Annotated in this window: 9 protein-coding genes; 3 read left to right on the top strand and 6 right to left on the bottom strand. The window is 63.2% G+C overall.

The window, feature by feature from the left end; all coding sequences use genetic code 11:
- Positions 1–1922: RNA degradosome polyphosphate kinase (locus ENZ75_RS11410; RefSeq protein ID WP_128278104.1), on the top strand; the 1922-nt coding region annotated here is incomplete at its 5' end.
- A complete protein-coding gene (gene ppx, locus ENZ75_RS11405) occupies positions 1922–3457 on the top strand; it encodes an exopolyphosphatase (protein WP_013532415.1) in 1536 nt (511 codons plus the stop codon). The genes ENZ75_RS11410 and ppx, both read left to right, overlap by 1 nt.
- A 285-nt stretch (positions 3458–3742) precedes the next feature.
- On the opposite strand, the gene ENZ75_RS11400 is transcribed toward ppx, so the two are convergent.
- From ENZ75_RS11400 to ENZ75_RS11385, 4 genes are all read right to left on the bottom strand, one after another.
- Positions 3743–4147 carry a DoxX family protein gene (locus tag ENZ75_RS11400; RefSeq protein ID WP_013532414.1) on the bottom strand — a complete coding sequence of 135 codons (405 nt, stop codon included), beginning with the start codon at positions 4145–4147 and terminating at the stop codon, positions 3743–3745.
- Positions 4148–4304: 157 nt separating this feature from the next.
- On the bottom strand, positions 4305–4724 hold the full coding sequence (locus ENZ75_RS11395) for a DoxX family protein (RefSeq protein ID WP_013532413.1): 420 nt from the start codon (positions 4722–4724) through the stop codon (positions 4305–4307).
- 235 nt (positions 4725–4959) lie between these two features.
- Positions 4960–6357, bottom strand: coding sequence for a class II fumarate hydratase (gene fumC / locus ENZ75_RS11390; protein WP_013532412.1), 1398 nt, complete (start codon positions 6355–6357; stop codon positions 4960–4962).
- Positions 6358–6515: 158 nt separating this feature from the next.
- Entirely contained in the window at positions 6516–6995 is a 480-nt protein-coding gene (locus ENZ75_RS11385; protein WP_013532411.1) for a cupin domain-containing protein, read from the bottom strand.
- A gap of 106 nt (positions 6996–7101) precedes the next feature.
- Here ENZ75_RS11385 and ENZ75_RS11380 point away from each other — a divergent pair, with 106 nt between their 5' ends.
- Positions 7102–8100 (top strand): LysR family transcriptional regulator, encoded by a 999-nt coding sequence (locus ENZ75_RS11380; RefSeq protein ID WP_013532410.1) that lies wholly within the window; start codon positions 7102–7104, stop codon positions 8098–8100.
- Here ENZ75_RS11380 and ENZ75_RS11375 read toward each other — a convergent pair.
- Both ENZ75_RS11375 and ENZ75_RS11370 read right to left on the bottom strand, forming a co-directional pair.
- The gene (locus tag ENZ75_RS11375) at positions 8085–8843 is read right to left on the bottom strand and encodes an SDR family oxidoreductase (RefSeq protein ID WP_013532409.1); all 759 of its coding nucleotides are present in this window, start codon (positions 8841–8843) and stop codon (positions 8085–8087) included. The two genes, ENZ75_RS11380 and ENZ75_RS11375, sit on opposite strands and share 16 nt — an antisense overlap.
- 123 nt (positions 8844–8966) lie before the next feature.
- Positions 8967–9169, bottom strand: a 203-nt coding sequence (locus tag ENZ75_RS11370) for a TetR family transcriptional regulator C-terminal domain-containing protein (protein ID WP_206617031.1), incomplete at its 5' end; no start/stop codon positions are given.

Genomic DNA, 9169 nt, shown 5'->3' with positions numbered 1-9169 from the left:
CCCCCGAACAGCAGCTCGAACAGCTGCTGCGTGAGGTCGAGCGGCTGCAGGAAGACCAGCAGAAGAGCCTTTCGGCGCTCACCGTGCTGCTCAACAAGGAAGGCATCGAGAGCATCACCCGCGATGCGCTGACCAAGGACGAGAAAATCTGGCTGGAAGACCATTTCCAGGAACAGGTTTTCCCGGTGCTGACCCCGCTGTCGATCGACCCGGCGCATCCGTTCCCGTTCATCCCCAATCTCGGCTTCTCGATGGCGCTGCAATTGCGCCATCGCAAGAATGGCGAGGAGATGAGCGCGCTGCTGCGCCTGCCGGTGGCGCTGAAGCGCTTCATCCGTCTGCCGGACCGCAAGCATCATGTCCGCTTCATCCCGCTGGAAGAGGCTGTCGGCCTCTATATCGGCAAGCTCTTCCCCGGCTACGAGGTCAAGGGCTCCGGCACGTTCCGCATCATCCGTGACAGCGATATCGAGGTCGAGGAGGAGTCCGAGGACCTCGTGCGCCTGTTCGAAACGGCGCTGAAGCGGCGTCGGCGCGGATCGGTGATCCGCATCGAATTCGACAGGCTGATGCCTGGCGAATTGCGCGATTTCGTCGCCGGCGAGCTTGGCGTGTCGTCCAGCCGCATCAGCGTCTTGACCGGTCCATTGGCGCTCAGCCAGATTTCCGAGATCGTCGCCGTTCCCCGCGACGACCTGAAATTCACGCCCTACAATCCGCGTTTTCCCGAGCGCATCCGCGAGCATGGCGGCGATTGTTTCGCCGCCATCCGCGAGAAGGACATCGTCGTCCATCACCCTTACGAATCCTTCGATGTGGTGGTGCAGTTCCTGCGCCAGGCAATGGCCGATCCGGAGGTGGTGGCGATCAAGCAGACGCTTTACCGCACCTCCAACGACAGCCCGATCGTGCGCGCGCTGGTCGACGCGGCCGAGGCCGGCAAGTCGGTCACCGCGCTGGTCGAGCTCAAGGCGCGTTTCGACGAGGAAGCCAACATCCGCTGGGCGCGCGACCTGGAGCGGGCCGGCGTGCAGGTGGTGTTCGGATTTCTCGAACTGAAGACACATGCGAAAATGTCGCTGGTGGTGCGGCGCGAGGACGGCAAGCTGCGCAATTACGTGCACCTCGGCACCGGCAACTACCATCCGGTCACCGCACGCATCTACACCGACCTGTCCTTCTTCACCACAGATCCGACGATTGCCCGCGATGTCGCCCAGCTGTTCAATTTCATCACCGGCTATGCCGAGCCGACGGACGAAATGCGGTTGGCGATCTCGCCGTTCACGCTGAGAAGCCGCATCCTGAAGCACATTGCCGACGAGATTGCCTACGCGGTGCAAGGCAAACCGGCGCGCATCTGGATGAAGATGAACGCCCTCGTCGATCCGATCATCATCGACGCGCTCTACGATGCCAGCCGCGCCGGCGTCGAGATCGACCTTGTCGTGCGCGGCATCTGCTGCCTGCGGCCGCAGGTTCCGGGCCTGTCGGAAAACATCCGCGTAAAATCGATCGTCGGCCGTTTTCTCGAGCACAGCCGCATCTATTGTTTCGGCAATGGTTTCGGCCTGCCGTCGGACGAGGCGATCGTCTACATCTCCTCGGCCGACCTGATGCCGCGCAATCTCGACCGCCGCGTCGAAACCATGGTGCCGATCACCAATCCAACTGTGCATGAACAGATCCTTGGCCAGATCATGCTGGGCAACATTATGGACAATCAGCAAAGTTTCGACGTATTGGCTGATGGAACCTCCCGGCGCGTCGTGCTGGAGGAGGGCGAGGAACCGTTCAACGCGCAGGAATATTTCATGACCAATCCGAGCCTGTCGGGACGGGGTGACGCGCTGAAGTCGCATGCGCCCAAGCGCATCGCGCAGTTCAAGCGCCGCAAGAAGAACGCTGCAGCGTCCGGCTGATGCTGTCTGATTCTCAGGGCCGGCTGCAGGACCGCCGACCGCTGTCCATCATCGACATCGGATCGAACTCGATCCGTCTCGTCGTCTATGAGGGGCTGGCGCGCTCGCCGACCATGCTGTTCAACGAAAAGATGCTGGCCGGTCTCGGCCGCGGCATCGTTTCGACGGGCAAGCTCGACCCCGAGGCGGTAACGCGCTCGATGGAAGAGTTCCGCCGCTTTCGTGCGCTTTCCGACCAGGCGGGCGCCGAGCAGATGTATGTGCTGGCGACCGCGGCGGCCCGCGAGGCGGTCAACGGCCCCGATTTCATCCACCGCGCCGAGGATGTGCTGAAGACCGAGATCCGAGTGATCAGCGGTCGTCAGGAAGCGTACTATTCCGCGCTCGGCGTCATTTCCGGTTTCCATCCGGCCGATGGCATCGCCGGCGATCTGGGCGGCGGCAGCCTCGAACTGGTCGATGTCAGCGGCGAGGCGATCGGCGACGGCATCACGCTGCCGCTGGGCGGCCTGCGCCTGCAGGACATGGCGAAGAACTCGCTGACCCAGGCGGCCAGGATCGCGCGTGACGAACTGGCGAAGGCCAAGCTGTTGAAAGGCGGGCAGGGCAGGCCCTTCTACGCCGTCGGCGGCACCTGGCGAAATCTTGCCCGGCTGCACATGGAAATGACCAACTATCCGCTTGGCGTCATGCACCATTACGAGATATCGGCCGAAAGCGCGGCGAACTTCCTCAAGCAGGTGGCCAAGGCCGAGATCGAGAAGGTCAAGGGCATCGAAGGCGTTTCGAAGAACCGCCGTTCGCTGCTGCCCTATGGCGCCATCGTGCTGCAGGAGATCATGGCGGCGATGCAGCCGTCGAAGATCATCGTCTCGGCGCTTGGCGTGCGCGAAGGCTTTCTCTATTCGCTGCTCGACGAGGCCGAGCGGAAGGCCGATCCGCTGATTTCGGCCTCGGAGGAACTCGCCCGCCTGCGCTCGCGCTCCGTCACCCATGCGCATGAACTTGTCGACTGGACCGCCAAGACCTTTGCCGCCTTCGGCATCGACGAGACCGAGGACGAGGCGCGCTACCGCCACGCGGCCGCATTGCTGGCGGACATCGGCTGGCGCGCGCATCCCGAATACCGCGGCAAGCAATCGCTCAACATCATTGCGCACGCGTCCTTCTTCGGCGTCGACCATCCTGGCCGTGCTTTCCTGGCGATGGCCAACGCCTATCGTCACGACGGCATCTTCAACGAAGCCATCGCCCCCGAGATCAAGGCTCTGGCATCGCCGCGTTATCTGGAGCGCGCCCGCGTCCTCGCCGCGATGATGCGCGTCGTCTACCTGCTGACGGCGTCGATGCCCGGCATCATGCCCAGGCTGAAATGGGAACAGCGCGCCAACGGCGTGCTGGCGCTGGTCTTGCCGGCATCGCTGGCCGATCTCTATGGCGAGCGGCCGGCCGGGCGCCTGGCGCAGCTGGCCAGGATCACCAACCGCCGGCTGGTGCTGGCCGTCGAGGGTGGCCCCAGCATGTCAGTGAAATAAGGCGCTAGCTGCTAGCAGACCCGTGTCTTATCTGACTTAAGCGGAGACCTGCCGGTCGTACTTCGCCGGCGGCTTCGCCTTTGATGACCGGCTTCCCCCAATCCGTCGCTGCTTTGCAGCGCCACCTTTCCCCCCTCCGGAGGGAAAGGAAGGGAGCCTCGTTGGAAGAGCGTTGGCGGCAATAGGCTCGCGGCCTTCCTCTACCCCGTCGATCAGGGGAGAGGTGACTCGACGAAGCCGAGACGGAGTGGGGTCGATCAGCTCGGGCCCATCTACGCAAAAATATCAAACCGCGCCGCGCCCGTCGATCGACCATGCGCCGGCGCCGGCCATCGCCAGCGCTACAAACCCACCTGATATCGCAATGTCCTTCATCAGCATCTGCTGGTGCAGGAAGGCGAGCATCGCGTCGCCGCCGCCCTGGCCATAATGGCCGATGAAGCCGGCGACGATACAGAAGGCAGCGAGCAGAAGCGCTATGATCCGGGTCTGGAAACCGACCAGGATGAGCAGCCCGGCGATCAGTTCGAACAGTCCCGTGCCCCAGGCAGCAAGTGTCGGCAGCGGCAGGCCGAGGCCGGCGAAATAGCCTGTGGTGCCGGCGATGTCGCTCAATGCATGGAAACCGGAAGGCACGAACAGGGCGGCGAGCAGCAGCCGGGAGAGCAGGAGCAGCGCGTTGCGGGGCATGTTCACCTCCGTTGTCGGCCGCCGGCCGGCCTCGTCCCGATAGCCCCGATCCTATCAGAAACTCCGGCCGACAGATCGGCGGTCATGCACCAACAACGAAAAAGCGGCGCGGAAAATTCCGCGCCGCTTTCTTTTTCGGCTATTGCCGGGTCTTGGCTCAGCCGCGCTTGGCGTCGATCGAATAGGCACCGGCGCCCGAGGAAGCCAGCACGAGGAAGCCGCCCGCAATGGCGAGGTTCTTGAGAAACTGGATCATCTGCATCTGGTCGGCCCAACCGGTATGGGCGACCAAACCGGTAGCGACCGTGAAGACCGCCAGCACCCAGGCGACAATCCGGGTCTTGAAGCCGACGAGGATGGCGAGGCCGCCGAGAAGCTCGATCAGGCCGACGACGGTGGCCGTTACGGTCGGCAAGGGCAGGCCGAGGCTGCCGAAATAGCCCGCTGTTCCGCTAATGGCGGTGAGCTTGCCGAAACCTGAAAGCAGGAAGATGACCGCGAGCAGGACGCGGCCGAGGAGGATGGTGGTCGAGGCATTGGATGCGCCGGAACCGGCGACTGAAATGTTGGTGGACATGGTGGCTCTCCGGGATGGGTTGATGCCGGGGAGATAGAGCAAACCGACTGTTCACCAAAGCCACCAGACTGGCGACACATTGTTCACAGTACTTACGTTTCCGTGATCGGGCGGCCTGCGCAAAATTCGCTTCGGGTGAGGTCGTGACGGGAGTAAATTCTCCCCTCACGAAATACCGGGCTTTTGGTTGACGCAATTCCGGACCGAAAACCGCAGACACTTTTCCTGGAATTGCCTACCCCGGATGCGTCATATCCTCCGGCCGCACCAGCCGGTCGTAATCGGCTTCGCTGACCAGCCCGGTGGCGAGCGCTTCCTCGCGCAAAGTGGTGCCCTTCTTGTGCGCGGTCTTGGCGATCTTGGCGGCATTGTCGTAGCCGATGGTCGGCGCCAGCGCCGTCACCAGCATCAGCGAGCGGTCGAGTGCCGCCTTGATGTTGTCTTCGCGGGCCTCGATGCCGACGACGCAATTGTCGGTGAAGGAGACCGAGGCGTCGCAGAGCAACTTCACCGACTGCAGGAAGTTGTAGGCCATCAGCGGATTGTAGACATTGAGCTCGAAATGACCCTGGCTGCCGGCGAAGGTGAGCGCCGCATTGTTGCCGAACACCTGTACGCAGACCTGCGTCAGCGCCTCGCACTGGGTCGGGTTGACCTTGCCCGGCATGATCGACGAGCCCGGTTCGTTTTCCGGCAGCGACAGTTCGCCGAGGCCCGAGCGCGGGCCTGAGCCGAGGAAGCGGATGTCGTTGGCGATCTTGAATAGCGCGGCGGCCGCCGCGTTGATGGCGCCGTGCGAAAACACCATGGAATCATGGGCCGCCAGCGCCTCGAACTTGTTCGGCGCGGTGACGAAGGCGATGCCGGTGATGGAGGCGATGCGATCCGCGACCCTTTCGGCGAAGCCGACCGGCGCGTTGAGGCCGGTGCCGACGGCGGTGCCGCCCTGCGCCAGTTCCTGCAAGCCGGGCAACGTCAGCTCGATGCGCTTGATCGACGAAGCGACCTGCGCGGCATAGCCCGAAAATTCCTGGCCAAGCGTAAGGGGGGTGGCATCCTGCGTGTGCGTGCGGCCGATCTTGATGATGTGATTGAACTCTCTGCTCTTGGCGGCGAGTGCCTTGTGCAGGTGCTTCAGTGCCGGCAACAGATCGTGCACGATGCGTTCGGCGCAGGCGATGTGCATGGCTGTCGGATAGGTGTCGTTCGACGATTGGCTCATATTGACGTGATCGTTGGGATGCACCGGCTTCTTGGAGCCCATGACACCGCCCAGCATCTCAATCGCCCGGTTGGAGATCACCTCATTGGCGTTCATGTTGGACTGGGTGCCCGAACCGGTCTGCCAGACCACCAGCGGGAAATGCTCATCGAGCTTGCCGTCGATGACCTCTTGCGCTGCCTCGACAATCGTCTTGCCGATCGCCGGATCGAGCCGCTTGAGCTCCATGTTGGCTTCGGCCGCCGCCCGCTTGACGATGCCCAATGCGCGCACGATCGACGCCGGCTGCTTTTCCCAGCCGATCTTGAAATTGCCGAGCGAACGCTGCGCCTGCGCGCCCCAATACCGGTCGGCGGCGACTTCGATGGGACCGAACGTGTCGGTTTCGGTTCTGGTCTTTGCAGCGGTCACGGGTCTCTCCTTGTCGAAGTCGGCAACGGCGTATCGCGTTGCACAAACGGCTTCAAGCGGAGAATGCGGGCGGCGAGGATGCAAATCGGTTGAAGGCGCGGCGCGTCTCTCCTTCTCCCACAAAGGGGAGAAGGGAAGGACTGCGCAGTTTCGGCCTCTCACCCCAGCGGCGGACCGACAATGTCGATGCCGTTTTTTGCGCAAAGCTGCACCAGTGCCGCGATGATTTCCGGTGTTGGTTCCATCAGCGGCGGCAGTTCGGGCTGTTCGGCGGGACGGCTCGCCTGACGCAGCATCGTCTCAAAATCCGAACCGCGCGTGATGGTGAGGGTGCGCGCACCTTCCGGGGATTCGACCCGGTAGGTGTGCGGCAGGCCTTTCGGTGCGATGACGGTTTCGCCGGCGTCCGCAATGCGTTCGTGGCCGTCGATCTGAAAGCGCAATCTCCCCTCCAGGATGTGAAACACTTCGTCTTCCCTGCGATGCGCATGCAGCGGTGGCGAGTCGCCATAGGGCATGTGATGCTCGACGACGCAGGTGCCGTCCTCTCCTGCTATCGACGAGACGTGGATCGCGACGAGCGTGTTGTTGAACCAGAAGAGTTCCTTGCCTGTGATCGTGCCGGGGGTCATTGTCATGGCGTGTCTGATCCTTCTGTTGCCTGTGCCTGCTGGGCCGATGACGATCTAGCCAGGGATACGCCGACAACGGAAATCGAATGATCGTATGGGGCGAATTGATGCGATGAATTTGAACGCGCTCGACCTCAATCTCATCAAGGTGTTCGACGCCCTTCTGCGGGAGAGAAGCGTTACGCGTGCCGGCGAGCAGATCGGCCTCAGCCAGCCTGCCGTCAGCGCTGCGCTCAATCGCTTGCGACATCTCCTCAACGACCAGCTGTTCGTGCGACGGGGCAATGACATGATGCCGACACCGCGCGCCGAGAGCATGGCCGAGCCGTTGCGCGTGGCGCTTCGCGAGATCGAACGCGTCTTCCATTCGGCCAAGGCGTTCGATCCGGCGGAACTGGAGCGAACCTTCACGTTCATGGGGGCGGATTTCTTTTCCATGATGCTGATGCCAGCGCTGGCGGCACGCATCGCTGGCGCCGCGCCGCGCGCGTCGCTAAGGTTTCTCGATAGCGCGCGCGGCGATGTCTCGCGGCTGCTCCAGGAGGATGAAATCGACGTAGCGCTCGAGCGTCCGCTGGAGGTCTCCGACTGGGTCTCAAGCACGCCTCTGTTCCATTCACCATTCGCCATCATCGCCGCGCACGACAACGCTGCGATCAGGCAGGCGGGAATCATGGAAGGCAAGACTCTGCCGATCGACCTCTTCTGCGAACTGCCCCATATTCTTCGTTCTATCGACGGCTCGATGTCGGGCTCCACCGACGAGGCGCTCCGCAAGATCGGGCGAACGCGCCGTGTAAGCCTGACCCTGCCGCACTTTCAGGCTGTCGCATTAGCCGTGGCAAATGGAAACCACCTGTCGGCGGTGCCCAGGCAGTTCGCGGTTTGGGCGGCCGAGACCCTGCCGCTCGTCATCTTTGAACCACCGCTTCCCATTGCTGTTCCGGAAATCAGGATGTACTGGCACGCGCGCCACGACGACGAGCCACCCCATCGCTGGGTTCGCGATCAGGTCCTGGAGGCGGTAGGCGTACTTGGATTTGTAGAAAGTGGCGTCGCAGAAAATGTCGGCGCTTGGCGTGGCGCCCGGACGGATCAGCCCGCAGTATAACCACCGTCGACGGAGAAGACCCCGCCGCTGGTCCAGGCCGCCTCGTCGCTAGCGAGGTACACTGCGATGCCCGCCAGATCGTCGGGGCGGCCGATTCTGCCAAGCGGATAGCTGCGCTCGACATAGGCTTTCAGCTCGGCCTTTGCCTCGGCCGGCAAATTGTCGACGGTCTTGCGTCGCATGGCGGTGTCGACAGTGCCCGGCGCGATGGCGTTGACGCGGATGCCGCGCGGGCCGAGTTCGAAGGCCAGCGATTTGGTCAGCGAGTTCAACGCGCCCTTTGACAGGGAATAGAGGCTCGACGGCCGCTTCGGGATCATCTTGTTGGCGAAATAGGACGAGACGTTGATCACCGACGCGCCGGCCGCCAGATGCGGCAGCAGACCCTGGGTGAGGAAGAACACCGCCGTCACATTGAGCGCGAAGGATTGCTGGAACTGCGCCTCGCTGACGGTCTCGAACGGCACCAGGAAAGCCACCCCGGCATTGTTGACGAGAATGTCGAGCGGCCTGCCGGATTCTTTGACGTGCTCGCCGACGGCCGCGATGCCGGCCGAGGTGGCAAGATCGGCCGACAGCGTCTCGATAGTGCCGCCGAGCTGCTTGGCGGCAGTGTCGAGCTTTTTGGTGTCACGGCCGACGATCAGGACGTCGGCGCCCTCGCGCGAAAAGGCCTCGGCGATCGCCAGGCCGATACCGTCCGACCCGCCGGTAACCAGCGCGCGCTTTTTGTGAAGTCTCATCGGATGCTCCGAGATTTCTGCGTCGTCGAGAGCACCGTATAGTGGCGGCCAAGGTCAAGCCGTCAGCCAATCCCACGGTATGAACTTCGACCGCCGCCACCCGGCAGGCCGGCCGAGGCTGGTTTAAGCGCCGGCGGTCGCAAGCTCCCCCAAAGCCAGCCGTCCCGCGACATAATTCTTGACCTGGCGGACAGCCTGTTCGCGCGACACGCTGCCCGGCTGCAGGCCGAGCCGCAACCAAAGCCCGTCGATCAGCGCGGTGACGCCAAGCGCGATGTCGTCGGCATCTCCGGGCGAGGCGAGGCCGCGCAGGCCCGACAACAGGT

Origin of the sequence: Mesorhizobium sp. M7A.F.Ca.CA.002.04.1.1, assembly GCF_004022805.1 — a bacterium.
GTDB lineage: Bacteria > Pseudomonadota > Alphaproteobacteria > Rhizobiales > Rhizobiaceae > Mesorhizobium > Mesorhizobium ciceri.
The sequence above is the reverse complement of the archived record's forward strand: the minus strand, read 5'-3'. Positions and strand labels throughout refer to the sequence as shown.

Excerpts from the sequence above, each read along its gene's own strand:
- ppx (WP_013532415.1), top strand. The coding sequence starts at position 1,922 with ATGCTGTCTGATTCTCAGGGCCGGCTGCAGGACCGCCGACCGCTGTCC.
- ENZ75_RS11375 (WP_013532409.1), bottom strand. The coding sequence starts at position 8,843 with ATGAGACTTCACAAAAAGCGCGCGCTGGTTACCGGCGGGTCGGACGGT.
- ENZ75_RS11380 (WP_013532410.1), top strand. The coding sequence starts at position 7,102 with ATGAATTTGAACGCGCTCGACCTCAATCTCATCAAGGTGTTCGACGCC.
- ENZ75_RS11395 (WP_013532413.1), bottom strand. The coding sequence starts at position 4,724 with ATGTCCACCAACATTTCAGTCGCCGGTTCCGGCGCATCCAATGCCTCG.
- ENZ75_RS11400 (WP_013532414.1), bottom strand. The coding sequence starts at position 4,147 with ATGCCCCGCAACGCGCTGCTCCTGCTCTCCCGGCTGCTGCTCGCCGCC.
- ENZ75_RS11385 (WP_013532411.1), bottom strand. The coding sequence starts at position 6,995 with ATGACAATGACCCCCGGCACGATCACAGGCAAGGAACTCTTCTGGTTC.